This is a genomic window from Haemophilus haemolyticus M19501 (genome assembly GCF_000222025.1).
Lineage (GTDB): Bacteria > Pseudomonadota > Gammaproteobacteria > Enterobacterales > Pasteurellaceae > Haemophilus > Haemophilus haemolyticus_G.
Genome location: NZ_AFQO01000007.1, coordinates 254,189 through 271,764, shown reverse-complemented (window position 1 = coordinate 271,764; position 17,576 = coordinate 254,189). Strand labels below are relative to the sequence as shown.

Annotated in this window: 19 protein-coding genes; 6 read left to right on the top strand and 13 right to left on the bottom strand. The window is 38.1% G+C overall.

Going from position 1 to position 17,576, the window contains the following annotated elements; genetic code table 11:
• Window positions 1-103: 103 nt before the first annotated feature.
• Window positions 104-1,069 carry a 6-phosphofructokinase gene (pfkA, locus tag GG9_RS04445; protein ID WP_005631386.1) on the top strand — a complete coding sequence of 322 codons (966 nt, stop codon included), beginning with the start codon at window positions 104-106 and terminating at the stop codon, window positions 1,067-1,069.
• Between the two features lie 238 nt (window positions 1,070-1,307).
• Window positions 1,308-1,790 (top strand): SsrA-binding protein SmpB, encoded by a 483-nt coding sequence (gene smpB / locus GG9_RS04450; protein ID WP_005631385.1) that lies wholly within the window; start codon window positions 1,308-1,310, stop codon window positions 1,788-1,790.
• A gap of 51 nt (window positions 1,791-1,841) precedes the next feature.
• On the opposite strand, the gene GG9_RS04455 is transcribed toward smpB, so the two are convergent.
• Entirely contained in the window at window positions 1,842-2,630 is a 789-nt protein-coding gene (locus tag GG9_RS04455; RefSeq protein ID WP_005631384.1) for an outer membrane protein assembly factor BamD, read from the bottom strand.
• Between the two features lie 107 nt (window positions 2,631-2,737).
• On the opposite strand from GG9_RS04455, the gene rluD reads away from it, so the two are divergent.
• Both rluD and pgeF read left to right on the top strand, forming a co-directional pair.
• Window positions 2,738-3,712, top strand: a complete 975-nt coding sequence (gene rluD, locus GG9_RS04460) for a 23S rRNA pseudouridine(1911/1915/1917) synthase RluD (RefSeq protein ID WP_005631382.1) — start codon at window positions 2,738-2,740, stop codon at window positions 3,710-3,712.
• 1 nt (window position 3,713) lies between these two features.
• Complete coding sequence (gene pgeF / locus GG9_RS04465; RefSeq protein WP_005631380.1) at window positions 3,714-4,448, top strand: peptidoglycan editing factor PgeF; 735 nt, start codon at window positions 3,714-3,716, stop codon at window positions 4,446-4,448.
• Between the two features lie 42 nt (window positions 4,449-4,490).
• Here the strand turns inward: pgeF and mnmA are convergent, their stop codons facing one another.
• The 10 genes from mnmA to GG9_RS04515 form a co-directional block, all read right to left on the bottom strand.
• Entirely contained in the window at window positions 4,491-5,642 is a 1,152-nt protein-coding gene (gene mnmA / locus GG9_RS04470; protein WP_100185031.1) for a tRNA 2-thiouridine(34) synthase MnmA, read from the bottom strand.
• Between the two features lie 116 nt (window positions 5,643-5,758).
• Window positions 5,759-6,019 carry a (Na+)-NQR maturation NqrM gene (gene nqrM / locus GG9_RS04475; protein WP_005629187.1) on the bottom strand — a complete coding sequence of 87 codons (261 nt, stop codon included), beginning with the start codon at window positions 6,017-6,019 and terminating at the stop codon, window positions 5,759-5,761.
• A 2-nt stretch (window positions 6,020-6,021) separates the two neighbouring features.
• Complete coding sequence (locus tag GG9_RS04480) at window positions 6,022-7,062, bottom strand: FAD:protein FMN transferase (RefSeq protein ID WP_005631376.1); 1,041 nt, start codon at window positions 7,060-7,062, stop codon at window positions 6,022-6,024.
• Window positions 7,063-7,205: 143 nt separating this feature from the next.
• Window positions 7,206-8,441, bottom strand: a complete 1,236-nt coding sequence (nqrF, locus tag GG9_RS04485; RefSeq protein WP_005631375.1) for an NADH:ubiquinone reductase (Na(+)-transporting) subunit F — start codon at window positions 8,439-8,441, stop codon at window positions 7,206-7,208.
• A gap of 12 nt (window positions 8,442-8,453) precedes the next feature.
• Window positions 8,454-9,050: an NADH:ubiquinone reductase (Na(+)-transporting) subunit E gene (nqrE, locus tag GG9_RS04490; RefSeq protein ID WP_005631374.1), complete on the bottom strand. Its 597-nt coding sequence runs from the start codon at window positions 9,048-9,050 to the stop codon at window positions 8,454-8,456.
• A gap of 3 nt (window positions 9,051-9,053) precedes the next feature.
• The gene (gene nqrD, locus GG9_RS04495; RefSeq protein ID WP_005629349.1) at window positions 9,054-9,680 is read right to left on the bottom strand and encodes an NADH:ubiquinone reductase (Na(+)-transporting) subunit D; all 627 of its coding nucleotides are present in this window, start codon (window positions 9,678-9,680) and stop codon (window positions 9,054-9,056) included.
• Window positions 9,680-10,414, bottom strand: a complete 735-nt coding sequence (locus GG9_RS04500) for a Na(+)-translocating NADH-quinone reductase subunit C (protein WP_005629176.1) — start codon at window positions 10,412-10,414, stop codon at window positions 9,680-9,682. The genes nqrD and GG9_RS04500 overlap by 1 nt, the downstream gene beginning before the upstream one ends.
• Window positions 10,407-11,642 (bottom strand): NADH:ubiquinone reductase (Na(+)-transporting) subunit B, encoded by a 1,236-nt coding sequence (locus tag GG9_RS04505; protein ID WP_005631373.1) that lies wholly within the window; start codon window positions 11,640-11,642, stop codon window positions 10,407-10,409. The genes GG9_RS04500 and GG9_RS04505 overlap by 8 nt, the downstream gene beginning before the upstream one ends.
• Window positions 11,643-11,644: 2 nt before the next feature.
• Window positions 11,645-12,988 (bottom strand): Na(+)-translocating NADH-quinone reductase subunit A, encoded by a 1,344-nt coding sequence (locus tag GG9_RS04510; protein WP_005631372.1) that lies wholly within the window; start codon window positions 12,986-12,988, stop codon window positions 11,645-11,647.
• A gap of 295 nt (window positions 12,989-13,283) precedes the next feature.
• Window positions 13,284-13,595: a BolA family protein gene (locus GG9_RS04515; protein WP_005631371.1), complete on the bottom strand. Its 312-nt coding sequence runs from the start codon at window positions 13,593-13,595 to the stop codon at window positions 13,284-13,286.
• A 92-nt stretch (window positions 13,596-13,687) separates the two neighbouring features.
• Here GG9_RS04515 and GG9_RS04520 point away from each other — a divergent pair, with 92 nt between their 5' ends.
• Together GG9_RS04520 and gorA are read left to right on the top strand one after the other, a co-directional pair.
• Window positions 13,688-14,287 carry a YajG family lipoprotein gene (locus GG9_RS04520; protein ID WP_005631370.1) on the top strand — a complete coding sequence of 200 codons (600 nt, stop codon included), beginning with the start codon at window positions 13,688-13,690 and terminating at the stop codon, window positions 14,285-14,287.
• A gap of 230 nt (window positions 14,288-14,517) precedes the next feature.
• Window positions 14,518-15,888, top strand: coding sequence for a glutathione-disulfide reductase (gene gorA / locus GG9_RS04525; protein WP_005631368.1), 1,371 nt, complete (start codon window positions 14,518-14,520; stop codon window positions 15,886-15,888).
• 70 nt (window positions 15,889-15,958) lie between these two features.
• On the opposite strand, the gene pnuC is transcribed toward gorA, so the two are convergent.
• Entirely contained in the window at window positions 15,959-16,636 is a 678-nt protein-coding gene (pnuC, locus tag GG9_RS04530; RefSeq protein WP_005631366.1) for a nicotinamide riboside transporter PnuC, read from the bottom strand.
• A gap of 165 nt (window positions 16,637-16,801) precedes the next feature.
• The gene (locus GG9_RS04535) at window positions 16,802-17,569 is read right to left on the bottom strand and encodes an amino acid ABC transporter ATP-binding protein (protein WP_005631364.1); all 768 of its coding nucleotides are present in this window, start codon (window positions 17,567-17,569) and stop codon (window positions 16,802-16,804) included.
• Window positions 17,570-17,576: the final 7 nt, after the last annotated feature.

Below are 17,576 nucleotides of genomic sequence, written 5' to 3'. Positions count from 1 at the left end.
AAAAATTATACCGGATCAAAATCTCATCAGATTTTGCTAGAGCAGATACCTCTAATGATGTAATCTTATACCAGTTTCCAATTACGGTTAAAAGTAGGTAAATATGATTAAAAAAATTGCAGTTTTAACAAGTGGTGGCGATGCGCCAGGTATGAATGCCGCAATTCGTGGCGTAGTACGTTCTGCACTTGCAGAAGGCTTAGAAGTATTTGGTATCTATGATGGTTACCAGGGCTTATACAACAATAAAATCAAACAACTAAACCGCTACAGCGTATCAGATGTGATTAATCGTGGCGGTACTTTCTTAGGTTCTGCACGCTTTCCTGAATTTAAGGATCCCAATGTTCGCGCGAAGTGCGCAGAAATTTTACGTTCTCACGGCATTGATGCACTTGTGGTTATCGGTGGTGACGGTTCTTACATGGGCGCAAAATTGTTAACCGAAGAACATGGTTTCCCTTGTGTTGGCTTACCTGGCACGATTGATAATGATGTTGCAGGTACTGACTATACCATCGGCTATCAAACCGCATTACAAACTGCAGTTGATGCTATCGATCGTTTACGCGATACCTCAAGCTCACACCAACGTATTTCTATCGTTGAAATTATGGGGCGCCACTGTAGTGACTTAACCATTTCTGCAGGCATCGCTGGCGGTTGTGAATATATCGTCGCATCAGAAATTGAATTTAATCGCGAAGAATTAATTCAACAAATTGAACGTAGCATTATTCGTGGTAAACGCCATGCAATCATTGCAATCACAGAACTTTTAACCGATGTTCATTCTCTCGCAAAAGAAATTGAATCTCGCGTTGGACACGAAACTCGTGCGACTGTTTTAGGGCATATTCAACGTGGCGGCTCTCCTTGTGCATTTGACCGTATTCTTGCTTCACGTATGGGCGCATACGCAGTAGATTTATTGCTACAAGGTAAAGGTGGCTACTGCGTAGGCATCCAAAATGAACAACTGGTTCACCATGATATTATTGATGCAATTAATAATATGCATCGTGAATTTAAAGCTGATTGGCTTAAAGTGGCAAAACGTTTGGAATAATCGTTTATTTACTTTATATAAATCACCAAAACTTAATTCATCTTTTTTATCTCACTTAAACAGACACAGCAATGTGTCTGTTTTTTCTTACAAAAGTGCGGTGATTTTTTCTTGAGTTTTCTATAAATCTTTTAAAGCTTGAAAATAAACGCGACTGCCATTTCTACCTAGATGATCTTTTTTGCTATAAAAATAGATATCCTATAAAATGCGCCAAGCAAAATAAGGTATAAAAATTATGACAAAGAAAAAAGTAAAACCAGGATCAAATACTATCGCACTGAATAAACGTGCGAGACATGATTATTTTATAGAAGATGAAATTGAAGCAGGTCTTGAACTACAAGGCTGGGAAGTTAAATCAATGCGCGCAGGCAAGGCAAACATTAGTGATAGTTATGTCATTTTTAAAAATGGCGAAGCCTTTTTATTCGGTGCAAGCATTCAGCCATTAAATGTAGCATCAACGCATATTGTTTGTGATCCAACTCGCACTCGTAAGTTATTATTAAATAAACGTGAATTAGAATCCCTATTTGGCAAAGCAAACCGAGACGGTTTTACCATCGTAGCGCTTTCTCTTTACTGGAAAAGTGCATGGGCAAAAGTCAAAATTGGTTTAGCCAAAGGTAAAAAACAACATGATAAACGCGATGATATTAAAGAGCGTGAATGGAAAGTAACAAAAGATCGCATTATGAAAAATTCACATCGAGGATAATATATAGTAAGAAGCCCGAAATTATTCGGGCTTTTTATTCATATATTATGACTATTTAGCAGTCGGAACTTTTAATTCTGGCTCATCTGGTTTTTCAATTGGTGCAAAAGTTTCATCTTTATTTGCATCAATAATTTTTTGGGTATCATTGGCTAATGCTGTTAAACCCATTTTTTCATGCGCTTCTTTCATCAAAGATAAACCTTCATAAGTTGCTTTAGCATCAGGATATTGTTTCAACATTCCAACTACACGGTTTGACACTGCAACCCAAGCATCACGTTTTGCATAGAATTTTGCAATATCTAACTCATGACGAGCAAGCGCATCTTTAATATAAGCCATACGTGCTAAAGCATCTTGAGCATAAGGGCTATTAGGGAATACACGAACTAAATTTTGGAAATTAGAAAAAGCGGTACGCATAGAAGTGGTTTCACGTGTCGCACGATCAATTCCAAAGAAATCTTGAATGAAATTATCACCTGTTGCAGCGTTGGTTAACCCCGCCATATAGACTGCATAGTCTTGGTTTGGACTTTGTGGGAATTGATGCAAAAAGCTATCTATCGTCAATAATACTTGCGTATAATCTTGCGCTTTATAATTTGCATAAATTAAATCTAGCATCGCCTGTTCTTGATAAATACTACCAGGAAAACGTTCAGTCGCCGCTTTTAAATAACGAATAGCTTCAGAATAGCCGCCTTCTTGTAATGATGTAACACCTTTAGTGTACAACTCATTTACTGATGCTTGCTCAACATCTTTTGAACCACTTGAACATCCAACAACTAATGCTGCCACGGCAAGCAATGCCAAAGATTTTATTTTACGCATTGTTTTTTCCTTAATTTTTACGAAAACCAATAAATAAGATACAATTGTCCGCTATTGTATAGAACATTAATCAATAAGCCAACTTTTAAAATTTTTGAGAGCTATTTATGCCACAAATTACCCTTTCGGCTGAAGTGCAGCCAGAACAAATGGGACAGCGTTTAGACCAAACACTTGCAGAGTTGTTCCCTGAATATTCTCGCTCCCGATTAAAAACGTGGATTGAAGCCGATCTCGTAAAACTTAATGATCGCATTACCAATATTCCGCGTGAGAAAGTGCTCGGAGGAGAAAAAATAGAAATCACCGTAGAAGTGGAAGATGAGACACGTTTTGAACCAGAAAATATTCCATTGAATATCGTATATGAAGATGACGACATTATTGTGATTAACAAACCCAAAGATCTTGTCGTACACCCTGGTGCTGGCAATCCAAATGGAACCGTGCTTAATGCGCTACTCTATCATTATCCGCCGATTGCAGAAGTACCGCGTGCAGGAATTGTACATCGATTAGATAAAGATACGACAGGTCTAATGGTTGTTGCGAAAACTATACCAGCACAAACTAAGTTAGTACGTGACTTACAAAAACGCAAAATTACGCGTGAATATGAAGCAGTCGCTTCAGGCATTATGACTAAAGGCGGTACAGTTGATCAACCTATGGCTCGTCATGCAACCAAACGTACTTTAATGGCGGTTCATCCAATGGGAAAACCAGCTGTCACCCATTATCGTATTATGGAAAATTACCGTAACTACACCCGTTTACGTTTACGTTTAGAAACTGGGCGTACCCATCAAATCCGTGTTCATATGGCACATATTGCCCATCCATTGCTAGGCGATCAAACCTATGGCGGACGCCCTCGTCCACCCAAAAATGCAAATGAAGACTTTATGGAAGTATTGCGTAATTTCAAACGCCAAGCTTTACATGCGGTCATGTTACGCTTAGCTCATCCAATTACAGGTGAAATGATGGAATGGTATGCACCATTGCCAGATGATTTCGTTGAATTGCTTAATGCACTCAAAGCCGACTATCTCGAACATCAAGATGAGTTAGATTATTAATATGCAAGCAATTAACCCAAATTGGAACGTTCCAAAGAACATTCATGCCTTTACCACTACTCGTGAAGGGGGCGTGAGCTCGACGCCTTATTTTAGTTTCAACTTAGGCGATCATGTCGGTGATGATAAAAGTGCGGTAAAAACTAACCGCACTTTATTAGTAGAAAAATTTGGTTTGCCACAAACACCTATATTTCTAACGCAAACACACAGTACTCGAGTGATTCAATTACCTTATTCAGGACAAAATCTTGAAGCGGATGCAGTTTATACAAATGTTCCCCATCAAGTTTGTGCTGTTATGACGGCAGACTGTTTGCCGGTTCTATTCACTACAACATCTGGAACTGAAGTGGCAGCCGCACATGCTGGCTGGCGTGGTTTATGTGATGGCGTATTGGAAGAAACTGTCAAATGCTTTCAGGCTAAACCTGAAGATATTGTCGCGTGGTTTGGCCCTGCAATTGGACCAACTGCATTTCAAGTTGGAATCGATGTTGTAAAACAGTTTGTTGCGGTAGATGAAAAAGCCAAACTCGCATTTCAACCCGATGCAATAGAAGAAGGTAAATATCTAGGTAATCTTTATCAAATCGCGACTCAGCGATTAAACAATCTAGGCATTACGCAAATTTATGGTGGAAATCACTGTACATTCAATGAAAAAGAATTGTTCTTTTCTTATCGCCGTGACAACCAAACGGGCCGAATGGCAAGTGTCATTTGGTTTGAATAAATAGTCTAAAAGCGCATAAAATGCGCTTTTAGTATCTTTGTTTTATATTCTTTCTTCGATAATACCACCGCCCAAACAAACTTCACCAAGGTAAAATACGGCAGATTGTCCTGGTGTGACGGCTGATTGAGGTTCATCGAAAATCACTCGAATAGTTTCATCATCAATCGGTTCAATCACGCAAGGAATATCTTGTTGGCGATAACGTGTTTTCACCGTGCAACGTAATAACTCTCGAATTGGTTCGCGATCAACCCAATGTAATTGGCTAGCAATCAAACCTTTTGAAAATAAACGAGGATGGTCATGCCCCTGAGCGACAATAAGTTCGTTATTTTCTACATCCTTATCTACTACATACCAAGCCTCATCACCCGCATTTTTTAAACCACCAATGCCTAATCCTTTACGCTGTCCCAACGTGTGATACATCAAACCATCATGGCGACCAATAATTTCACCCTCAACAGTACGAATATCACCTGGCTGAGCAGGTAAGTAACGAGCTAAGAAATCCTTAAATTTACGCTCACCAATAAAACAAATACCGGTAGAGTCTTTTTTCTTCGCCGTAATTAAGCCAAGATCTTCAGCAATAGCGCGAACAATGGGTTTCTCAATTTCACCAACGGGGAATAAACTTTGCCCTACTTGTTTATGGCTTAAGGTATAAAGAAAATAACTTTGATCTTTATTAGCATCTAAACCACGTAATAATTTTGCATTTTCATCATCACCGGCTCTACGTACATAATGCCCTGTTGCAATGTAATGGGCACCAAGATCTTCAGCGGCATATTCTAAAAATGCTTTAAATTTAATTTCTTTATTACACAGAATATCTGGGTTCGGCGTGCGCCCTGCTTTATATTCAGTTAGAAAATGCTCAAAGACATTATCCCAATATTCTGCCGCAAAATTAATTTTATGTAGTTTAATACCCAACTTATCACATACAGCCTGAGCATCTGCAAGATCAGCTGCGGCAGTACAATAATCCGTATCATCATCTTCTTCCCAGTTTTTCATAAACAGGCCTTCTACCTGATAGCCTTGCTGTTGAAGAATAAAAGCTGACACAGAAGAATCCACTCCGCCAGACATACCACAAATCACTTTTTTTGTCGCATTTCTCGCAAGCTGTTCTTGCATCAGTTGAGGAAAGTGTTGATTATAAGTATTTGAAATTAACATAGTTCTCCCGTAACTTCGGTTAAGGCGAAGCACATTGGTAATTGAATGAGAAAACGGCAAAATAATTTTGCCGTTAAGTTTATTTTGCACATAAAGTGCGGTCATTTTTGAGCAAGTTATTTCACTTCATAAAATTGCGAATCATCATCTTTTTTCGCAAATTTTTGCTCATATTCGGCTTTTGCTTGTTCATCGCCCGCATCTAATTTTGATTGAAGCGTGTCGCAAGGTTTATCACAATCACAAGCTTTGGCAATACCAAGGGTAGATAAACCACCACAGCTGCCTTTTAAACTTTGTTTTTTGATAATAAATCCAATAGACATCAACAATATAATTGCGACGAAAGCGATTAAAGTAAAAAATAAAGTTTGCATAACTATTCTTTTGTTTCTGTTAATTTTTTGAACGCAGAGGATGATTTTGTGACAAAACCACTATCTGTTTTAATGATTAAGTAAATGGCAAAATTATTTTTCTCTGCCACTTCTAACGCCTTGTCTTCACCCAGCACAAATAACCCTGTTGATAAGCCATCCGCAGTCATTGAGGTTGGAGCAAGTACCGTAATTGAGGCTAAATGATGCTGAATTGGGTAACCTGTTTTTGGATCAATTTCATGAGCAAAGCGTTTACCATTTTCTTCAAAGTAAATACGATAATCGCCAGAACTTGCCATTCCCATATTATCTAATCCAATGACAGCTTCAACCGCTCTTTCAGCTGTTGTGGTTGGTCTTTCAATTGCGATCTGCCAAGGTTTACCTTCAATATTTTTTCCTTTCGCACGAATTTCACCGCCGATTTCAACCATGTAATTCTGAGCATTTAGTTGTTCTAACTTTTCAGCGACCTGATCGACGCCAAAGCCTTTAGCAATCGAGGACAAATCGATATAAACTTGAGGAAGTGCTTTGCTTAATGTCGGTTTTGCACCACTCATATCGAGGGCAATTTTATCAATACCAACCCAAGCTTGGCGTTCAGCTAATTGTTCTGGTGTAGGTTGTTTTTCTGGGCGTTTTTCAGGGCCAAATCCCCATAAATTCACAACAGGGCCAACAGTTACATCCAACGCGCCTTCGGTCACTTTATTTAAACGAATCGCTTCAGCTAATACTTTGGCAAAATCTGCTGAAATCTCAATCGGTGTGTTCACTTGGGTATTTTGATTGAAGCGGCTCAATTCCGAATCTTTTTTGTAAGTGGACATTTTCGCGTTCACATCTTTTAAGATTTCTTCAATTTCTTCATGCGTCTTTTCAGATGTTGCTTTTATTGAACCATCATCAAGGTATTTAACATGATAAGTTGTCCCCATTGTTTTACCGCTTAAAGAGATAACTTTTGTTTCTTTTTGACAAGCAGCAAGACTTAATGCCATTGCTACTGCTATGATACCGCTTATTAATTTTTTCATCTGGATTTCCTAAATTTGTGAATTACTGGCAAACTCAACAAAACTTACCTGTAATCATAGAAAATTTTTAAAAACATCTTAAATTTTGACCGCACTTTATCACAAAGTGCGGTCAGCTTTTATGATGAATTGATTAACTAAAATCAGCCACCAAAGTCATCTAATAAAATGTTTTCATCTTCAACACCAAGATCTTTCAACATTTTAATTACAGCTGCATTCATCACTGGAGGCCCACACATATAGTATTCACAGTCTTCTGGTGCTTCATGATTTTTCAAGTAGTTTTCATAAAGTACATTGTGAATAAAGCCTGTATAGCCAGTCCAATTATCTTCAGGCAATGCGTCCGATAATGCAACATGCCATACAAAGTTTGGATTTTCAGCTTGTAATTGGTCAAAGTCTTCTTGATAGAAGATTTCACGTTTAGAACGTGCACCATACCAAAATGACATTTTACGTTTAGAGTGAAGACGTTTTAACTGGTCAAAAATATGAGAACGCATTGGAGCCATACCCGCACCACCACCGATAAATACCATTTCTGCATCAGTTTCTTTCGCAAAGAATTCACCAAATGGACCAGAAATAGTAACTTTGTCACCTGCTTTTAATGACCAAATATATGAAGACATTTGACCTGGAGGTGCATCAGGTTGACGTGGCGGAGGCGTTGCAATACGCACGTTAAGCATAATGATGCCTTTCTCTTCAGGGTATGAAGCCATTGAGTAAGCACGAATAATATGCTCGTCAACTTTAGAGACATAACGCCATAAATCATATTTATCCCAGTCTTCGTGGTATTCTTCAGGAATATCGAAATCTTTATAGTTTACCACATGTGGATCAGCTTCGATTTGAATATAACCACCCGCGCGGAAAGGTACTTCCTCGCCTTCAGGAATAGCCAATTTAAGCTCTTTGATAAAGGTTGCTTTGTTATCGTTAGAAATAACAGTGCATTCCCATTTTTTCACGCCGAAGATTTCTTCTGGAAGTTCAACTTCCATATTACCTTTCACGTTAACTTGACAAGCTAGACGATAACCTTCTTTTGCTTCACGCTTGTTAATGTGAGAAAGTTCGGTTGGAAGAATTTCTCCACCACCATTTTTCACTTTAACAATACATTGACCACAAGAGCCACCGCCACCGCAAGCAGAAGATACGAAAATACCTTTACTTGCTAAAGCACCTAATAATTTGCCACCTGCAGATAATGTGATCGCTTTTTCAGGATCGTCATTGATGCCGATAGTAATATCACCAGAATCGACTAATTTTGATTTCGCAAATAAGATGATCGCCACTAACACTAATACAATAACTGTAAATGCGGCAATACCGAGTGCAAGAATTACTGAATCGCTCATTGATTACACTCCTTATAATTGAATACCAGAGAAAGACATAAAGCCTAACGCCATTAAACCAACAGAGATAAAGGTAATACCTAAACCTTTTAACCCAGCAGGAATATCCGCATATTTCATTTTCTCAGTTAAGCCAGCAAGCGCAACAATCGCCAACATCCAACCTAAACCTGAGCCAAAACCGTACACGATAGATTCAGGGAAATTGTAATCACGTTGAACCATGAAAGATACCCCACCAAAAATCGCACAGTTTACTGCAATTAACGGTAAGAAAATCCCTAATGCGTTATAAAGAGATGGCATAAATTTGTCTAATACCATTTCAAGAATTTGCACTAAACCAGCAATAACCCCAATGAAGGTAATGAAGTTCAAGAATGATAAGTCCACACCTTCAATTAAAGCATTTTCTTTTAACACATTTGCATAAATTAATTGGTTTACTGGCACTGCGATCCCAAGAACGAAAGTTACCGCAATACCAAGACCGAACGCAGTTGATACCTTTTTAGATACCGCTAAGAAAGTACACATTCCTAAGAAGAAGGAAAGTGCCATATTTTCAATGAAGACTGCCTTAACGAATAGGCTAATATAATGTTCCATTGATTACTTCTCCTGTTGCTCTGGTTTCCAAGTTCTTAATCCCCAGATAACAAATCCGATGATAAAGAATGCACTTGGTGCAAGTAGGAATAAACCATTTGCTTGGTACCAACCACCATTCTGAATGGTTTCAAAAATAGTCATACCAAATAATTTACCTGAACCGATAAGTTCACGGAAAAATGCTACGATAATTAACATCGCACCATAACCTAAACCATTACCGATACCATCTACAAAACTTTCAACGGGAGGTGACTTCATCGCAAATGCTTCAGCACGTCCCATTACGATACAGTTAGTAATAATCAAACCAACGAATACCGAAAGTTGTTTAGATAAACCATAAGCGTAGGCTTTTAATATTTGGTCAACAACGATTACAAGTGATGCAATAATTGCAAGTTGCACAATAATACGAATACTGTTTGGAATGTAGTTGCGAATCAGAGAAACAAAGAAACTTGATAACCCAGTTACCAAACTCACTGCAATCGCCATTACAACAGCAGTTTCTAATTTTGTTGTTACCGCCAATGCAGAACAAATACCCAAGATTTGTAATGCAATTGGGTTGTTCTTAACAACCGGAGCTAACAACAGATCTTTATAATTTGCTTTTTCAGACATTAGTTTGCTCCCGCATGAAGTTTTTCAAGATATGGACCAAAACCGTTCGCACTAAACCAATAATCAAATGTACCTTGTACACCATTACCAGTTAAAGTCGCGCCTGATAAACCATCAATACTATGCTCATCTTGTGGAGCTTGACCCTTCACGATGTGAATTGCAGGTTGATGTTGTTCATCAAACAATTTTTTACCTTTAAATAAACTTGCCCAGTTTGGATTTTCAATCTCACCACCTAATCCTGGCGTTTCACCATGTTGGTAGTAAGTGATTCCATTGATCGTATTACCATCTGGTTGAACAGATACTAGACCATACATCACTGACCACAAGCCAGTTCCATAAATTGGTAAAATAACTTGTTGAGTTTTACCTTGTTCATCTTTTACAAGATAAACTTCAGTCGTTTTACTACGAGAACGAATACGTGCTTTATCGGCATCAGCAGGAATTGCTTGTTGGCTATCATCTGCTTGTTGTGTGTATTCACCCGTTGCTAAATCAACGAAACGAGGCTCGATAAATTTTGCATAAGTTTCTTTTACATTCGTGTTTTCTTGTAAAAGACCAGCTACATTTAAGATATTTTTTTGTTTATCGAGTAACTTTTGTTCTTCTTGTGCAGGCTTTAACATTACTGCGGAACCAGCAACAATAATGGAACAAACTAAACTCAGTAGCAATACGACAAGAATTGTGCCGCCTACGCTGTCTTTATTAAACTTAGCCATTTGTTCTTGCTCTCCGACGTTTGATATTTGCTTGAACAACGATGTAGTCGAAAATCGGTGCAAATAAGTTTGCAAATAAAATCGCTAACATCATTCCTTCCGGATAAGCTGGGTTTACAGTACGAATTAATACAGCCATTACACCAATTAATGCACCGTACCACCACTTACCTGCATTGGTAAAGGATGCTGAAACAGGGTCTGTTGCCATAAATACCATACCTAATGCAAATCCACCTAAAACAAGGTGCCAATGCCAAGGCATTGAGAACATCGGGTTAGTATCAGAACCAACTAAATTAAATAGCGTTGAAGTTGCAATCATACCAATCATCACACCAGCAATGATGCGCCATGCCGCAATACGAGTGAACACAATCACTGCACCGCCGATTAAAATTGCAAGCGTAGAAACTTCACCCATTGAACCAGGTAAGTTACCAACAAAAGCATCCATCCAAGTAATTGGAGCACCAGTTACAGTATGTTGTAATGCACCCTGACCGCCTTGCGACCATTGTGAAAGTGCGGTTGCGCCAGAGAAACCATCAGCGGCAGTCCAAACAGTATCACCTGAAATTTGAGCTGGGTATGCGAAGAACAAGAAAGCTCGACCTGCTAGTGCAGGGTTCATAAAGTTACGGCCTACGCCACCAAAAATTTCTTTTGCAACAACGATACCAAAAGTAATACCTAATGCGGCTTGCCATAATGGTAATGTTGGTGGAACGATCAACGCAAATAAAATGGTTGAAACGAACATCCCTTCATTTACTTCATGACCACGCACAACTGAGAACAATAATTCCCAAATCGTACAAACGGTGAACACCACTAAGTAAATTGGTAAAAAGAAAATTGCACCCAGCGCCATTTTTGAGCCCCAAGTTGCATTGGCAGTTAAATCTAAACCTAATGAACTTGCAAGGGCATAGTGCCAATCATTAGCAATTAGTTGATCTAAATTGCCTAATTGATTTAAGGCTGGAATCGCTTGGTTACCCACATTGTACATCCCATAGAAAATCGCAGGGAACAACGCAAGGAAAACCGTAATCATCATACGTTTTGAGTCTAACGCATCACGAACGTGAGTATTTTTGTGCGTTACTGTACCTGGTGTATAAAGCAAGGTATAAATCGATTCAAAGATCGGATAAAGCTTGCTGTATTTACCGCCTGGTAAAAACGCGGGTTCCATTTTTTCAAAAAGATTTTTTAAACCCATTTTTAACCTTCCTTCTCAATCTTATCTAATACCTGACGCAAGATTGAACCGTATTCATATTTGCCTGGGCAAACGAAAGAGCATAATGCTAAGTCTTCTTCGTCTAATTCAAGACAACCTAACGCTTGCGCACCATCAGTATCACCCACGATTAAATCACGTAATAATAATGTCGGTAAAATATCCAACGGCATAACACGCTCATAGCTACCAATTGGAACCATTGCTCGCTCACCACCGTTTTCTGCGGTAGTAAAATTGAATAATTTCTTACCGAAGTGACCTAACACGGTACGAGTAATTGAATATTTATTTGATTGCGGTGTAATCCAGCCAAGGAATTCTTTCTCATTACCTTCAGCGATTACCGATACTTGCAATGCATAACGACTTAAATAGTCATGCGCACCTTTTGCAGTTTGTCCACAAAGCACTGAACCAGAAATTACGCGATTTTCACCCGCACTTAATTCATTTTGGGTTAATTGAGAGAGATTAGCACCAATTACAGTGCGAATTAAACGAGGTTCTTTCACTTGCGGACCAGCAAGAGAAATAACGCGTTCAACATAAAGTTCACCTGTTATAAATAATTTACCCACTGCGATCACATCTTGATAATTGATGTGCCATACAGTTTTATTTACACCAACAGGATCAATAAAATGAATATGAGTACCAACAAGACCAGCAGGGTGAACGCCACCAAAATCATGAATCTGTAAATTTTCAAGATCAACCGTTGGGATATTGGTATCACCTGCTTTACACAAATGTAACGGTTTTGTAGGGAATAAACGGCTTAATACGGTTAAACCGTTCGTGAAATCTAGCCAAAACTCTTTTAGCACGATTGCAGGATCTGCTGCTAACGGATTGGTATCCATTGCATTCACGAAAATTGAGGCTGGTTCACTATCAATCGCAGGCACTTTGCTAAATGGACGAGTGCGTAAGGCAGTCCATAAACCTGATTCCACAAGGTTTTGTTTTACTTGTTCGGAAGAAAGTGTATTCAGCTCATCTGCGCTATATTTTGTGAAAGTGATTTGCTCATCACCTTCCGCGTTGATTACCACAGATTGTAATACACGTTTTTCGCCACGATTGATCACAGTGATAGTACCGCTTGCAGGGGCTGTAAAAATCACACCAGGATTTTTCTTGTCTTCAAAAAGCACTTGACCTTTCTTAACAACATCGCCTTCGCGCACCTTCATCGAAGGACGCATCCCCACATACTCCTCACCAAGAATCGCAACTTGATTCACAACATTACCGTTGTGGATTACTTGTGCTGGTTTTCCTGCAATAGGAAGATCCAAGCCTTTCTTAATTGTAATCATACTGTTTGCACTACTTTTCAAGGTTAAAAATACGATTGCAAATAAGCTAACTTAAATGCAATCTCGTGTTTGAGCGTAGTAAAATGCCTTTAATAAAGACACTAATACCACAAAAATAAAAAACTCAAATCGGTTAATTTCACGATAAACATCCTTATCGAAAAATTGAATTTGGACAAAATTAAACGCCTTATTCTAGCGAAAATCTGCTTTTTTCGCTACTTAAACACCTACTTTTTTGTAAAAAACCTTTTTCGATATATCAAAAAAATGTTACATCTTCATAACAAAAAAATTAATGTCCAACACCTGCGCATTTCGTTGAAGCAGGAATTTTCTCATTTAACTCGCTCCATTCTTCTGCAGTAAACAAGTGCAACGCTAACGCATGAACACCGCTATTAAGCTCATCTGCAAGCAATTGATAAACACTTTGATGGCGTTGAACTTTACGCATACCTTCAAAAATATTACTCACAATCACACATTTAAAATGAGATTCCGTACCACGACCAGAACTATGTAAGTGGCTTTCATTTTCTACACTAAAAAAGTGCGGTTGAAATTCTAGTTGAATTTTTTGTTCGATAGTTTGTTGAACAGACATCATAAATCTCCACAAAATCACAATGAAACGCTATACATTAGCAATGAAGTTTGCAAGAATAACACAGTTTTAACTGGCTCATTGGGGAAATTATGACATTATCAAACAAAATCAAAACATTATCAGCAGTAAGTATTGCAGCCGCTACGCTGTTCCTTGCTGGCTGCCAAGCACAATCAAATACATTAACGTTCACACCACCAGCACCGAATGCCACAATGAACATTAATCAAAATGCGATTGTGTATGTAACAACGAAAGATAGCCGCACAACGCAAGATATCGCGAGCTATACCAAACGAGGAGAACTCATTAAATTAAATTCATCACCAAGTGTTACACAATTATTCCAACAAGTGATGCAACAAAATCTTATTAGTAAAGGTTTCAGAATTGGGCAATCCAATGGATCAAATGCATGGGTAACTGTGGATGTACGTGAATTTGCTACGCAAGTAGAACAGGGTAATCTTCGTTATAAACTTAATACCAAAATTCAAGCAACTGTTTATGTTCAAGGCGCAAAAGGTTCATATAACAAAGCATTTAATGCTACTCGTTCACAAGAAGGCGCATTAAACGCGGATAATGACGAAATTCAAAAAGTTCTATCTCAAACATTTAACGATATTGTGAACAACATTTATCAAGATCAAGAAGTATCCGCTGCGATTAACCAATATGCTAATTAATCGCATAGCTAATTAGATATCTCTTAAGTGAGGAAGGTTAATACAACCTTCCTCATTTTTTATGATGCCATTTTATTCTACATACTACTTTTCACGTAAAATCATCTAAAGCTAACCACCTGTTCAAAAGAATAAAAATATTCATAAAACCAATTACATCAATTTATAGCATTCTTCATAAAAATTAGGCAAAATACGGAAAATTTTTGAGTTCAAAAAAGGATCAAACTATGACTAAACATTATGATTACATCGCTATTGGCGGTGGCAGTGGCGGTATTGCTTCTCTAAATCGTGCTGCGAGCTATGGAAAAAAATGCGCAATCATTGAAGCAAAACATCTTGGTGGTACTTGTGTAAATGTAGGTTGCGTACCTAAAAAAGTAATGTTTTATGGTGCACATATTGCAGAAGCAATTAACAATTATGCGCCAGATTATGGCTTTGATGTTGAAGTAAAAAAATTTGATTTTTCAAAACTGATTGAAAGTCGCCAAGCCTATATTGGTCGTATTCATACATCTTATAACAATGTATTAGCGAAAAATAATATTGATGTAATTAAGGGTTTCGGAAAATTTGTCGATGCGCATACTATCGAAGTAACACTTGCTGATGGTAAAAGAGAACAAGTAACCGCAGATCATATTTTAATCGCAACAGGTGGCCGCCCATATCGTCCAAATATTAAAGGACAAGAATACGGCATTGATTCAGATGGTTTCTTTGCATTAACCGAATTACCAAAACGCGCTGCTGTTATCGGTGCCGGCTATATTGCAGTTGAACTTTCTGGTGTATTAAACAGCTTAGGCGTGGAAACGCATTTATTAGTGCGTCGCCATGCGCCAATGCGTAATCAAGATCCATTAATCGTAGAAACACTAGTGGAAGTGCTTGCGCAGGATGGAATTCAATTACATACCAATTTCACACCATCTGAAATTGTTAAAAATGCAGATGGTTCACTTACAGTAAAATGTGATGGTCAATCTGATATTACTGTGGACTGTGTTATTTGGGCTGCAGGTCGTGTTCCAGCGACAGATAAAATTGGCTTAGAAAATGCTGGTATAGAAACAAATGAATACGGCTATGTCAAAGTAGATAAATATCAAAATACCAATGTGAAAGGCATTTATGCAGTAGGCGATATTATCGAAAACGGCATTGAATTAACACCAGTTGCAGTTGCAGCGGGTCGTCGCCTTTCTGAGCGTTTATTCAATAATAAACCGACTGAACATTTAGATTACAATTTAGTTCCAACCGTTGTATTCAGCCATCCACCAATCGGCACTGTAGGTTTAACTGAACCTCAAGCTATCGAACAATATGGTGCTGAGAATGTTAAAGTATATAAATCCTCTTTCACAGCAATGTACACTGCAGTCACTCAACATCGCCAACCGTGCAAAATGAAATTGGTTTGTGTGGGTAAAGATGAAAAAGTTGTGGGTTTACATGGTATTGGTTTCGGTGTAGATGAAATGATTCAAGGATTTGCCGTAGCAATCAAAATGGGCGCAACAAAAGCTGATTTTGATAATACCGTGGCTATTCACCCAACAGGTTCAGAAGAATTCGTGACCATGCGTTAATCTTCAAAGCAAAGAAAAAAGAGCGGTAAAATTACCGCTCTTCTTTGTTTCTAAGTTTGCTTAAGTATGTTTAAATACGTTTAACCAATTTCGTCCAGTTATAATAACCGTACAACGAGTTAAGTAAGTAGGCTGAATACATTAAGTACATGGCTGGTGTTTCTGCCCATAAGAAAATAGAAAGGATATTTAAAGCAATCCATAACAACCACTGTTCACGATAGCGCAAAATCATTAAAATCTGTGCAGCAACCGTAATAATTGTGGTTAGACCATCTAAACCTGTTGAACTACCACCAGCCGCTTGTAATACTTGAACAAAAAGCAAAGTACCAACCGTAGTCACAACAATTAATGTCATCCATCCTTTAACAGTTAACGCTTTTGCTATCACACTTTCTCCACCATCACTATTTTGCATATTAGCTTTCCACATGAAGTAACCAATAAATTGAGATGGCAAATATACATAGAGTACGGTATTCATTTCGCCTAAGAAATTCGATCCCCAAGCAACATAAAAATAAGTGTAAGCAAAAATTAATCCAAAGAAATAATTACTAATTTTACCTTTACTTACCAATACCACGCACAAAATACCGGAAATACCAGAAATCATTGCTAACCAAGAATCTGGCGCTTGTACATAAGCCCAAATCTGCGCAATGATGAAAAGCGCAAGCCAAACTACCTCAAAAGGTTTCCAACCAGAAACAAATTCTTGTTTTAAACGTTCTGTCAAAGTCATTATTTACTCCTGTTGACTTAAATTTAAATGCGATCATTCTTGCATTGTGGGTTGATAATGTAAAGATTCAGAGGCATTTAATTCTCAACTTGTGAAATTCATCACGTTTCGATTACATCCTAAATAATCCATTATTCAGAAAACTCTCTAAAAGTTTACCGCACTTTAAATACAATAATCTGGATCAAGTGGTATTTTTGCTTGTAGCAAGAACTGTTTAGTCCGCTCGTGTTGTGGGCAAGAAAAGAATTTATCTGCGGTATTTTGTTCTACAATATGCCCATCCGCCATCAAAATCACACGATCTGCAACATCTTTCGCAAACTGCATTTCATGAGTAACAATAATCATTGTCCAGCCTTCTTGAGCAAGCATTTTTAATGTTTGTAACACCTCGCCAACCAATTCAGGATCTAACGCCGATGTAGGTTCATCTAATAAAATAATATCAGGTTTTACCGCAAGGGCTCGGGCAATCCCCACTCGCTGTTGCTGACCGCCAGAAAGTTGGGATGGGTATAAATCCGCTTTATTTTTTAGCCCTACCTTCTCTAACAAGCTAAGAGCCTTTTCTCTAGCCTGAGCCTTATCTTGTTTTTGCACGACAACCATTCCTTCCATAATATTTTCAAGGGCGGAACGATGAGGAAATAAATTATATTGTTGGAATACCATTGATGAACGTCGGCGCAACTTCAATTCATCTGCTTTACTAATTTTCTGGCTAAAATCAATTTTTAGACTACCATCAGTAAATTCCAAAATGCCTTGCTCTGGTCTCTCAAGCAAGTTTAAGCAACGTAAAAAGGTAGTTTTTCCTGAACCAGACGGCCCTAAAATTGCTACCACTTCACCTTTATTAATTTCGAAATCAATGCCTTTTAACACATGATTGCCATTAAAGTTTTTCTGAATATTACTTACTTTTAGCATAGACAAT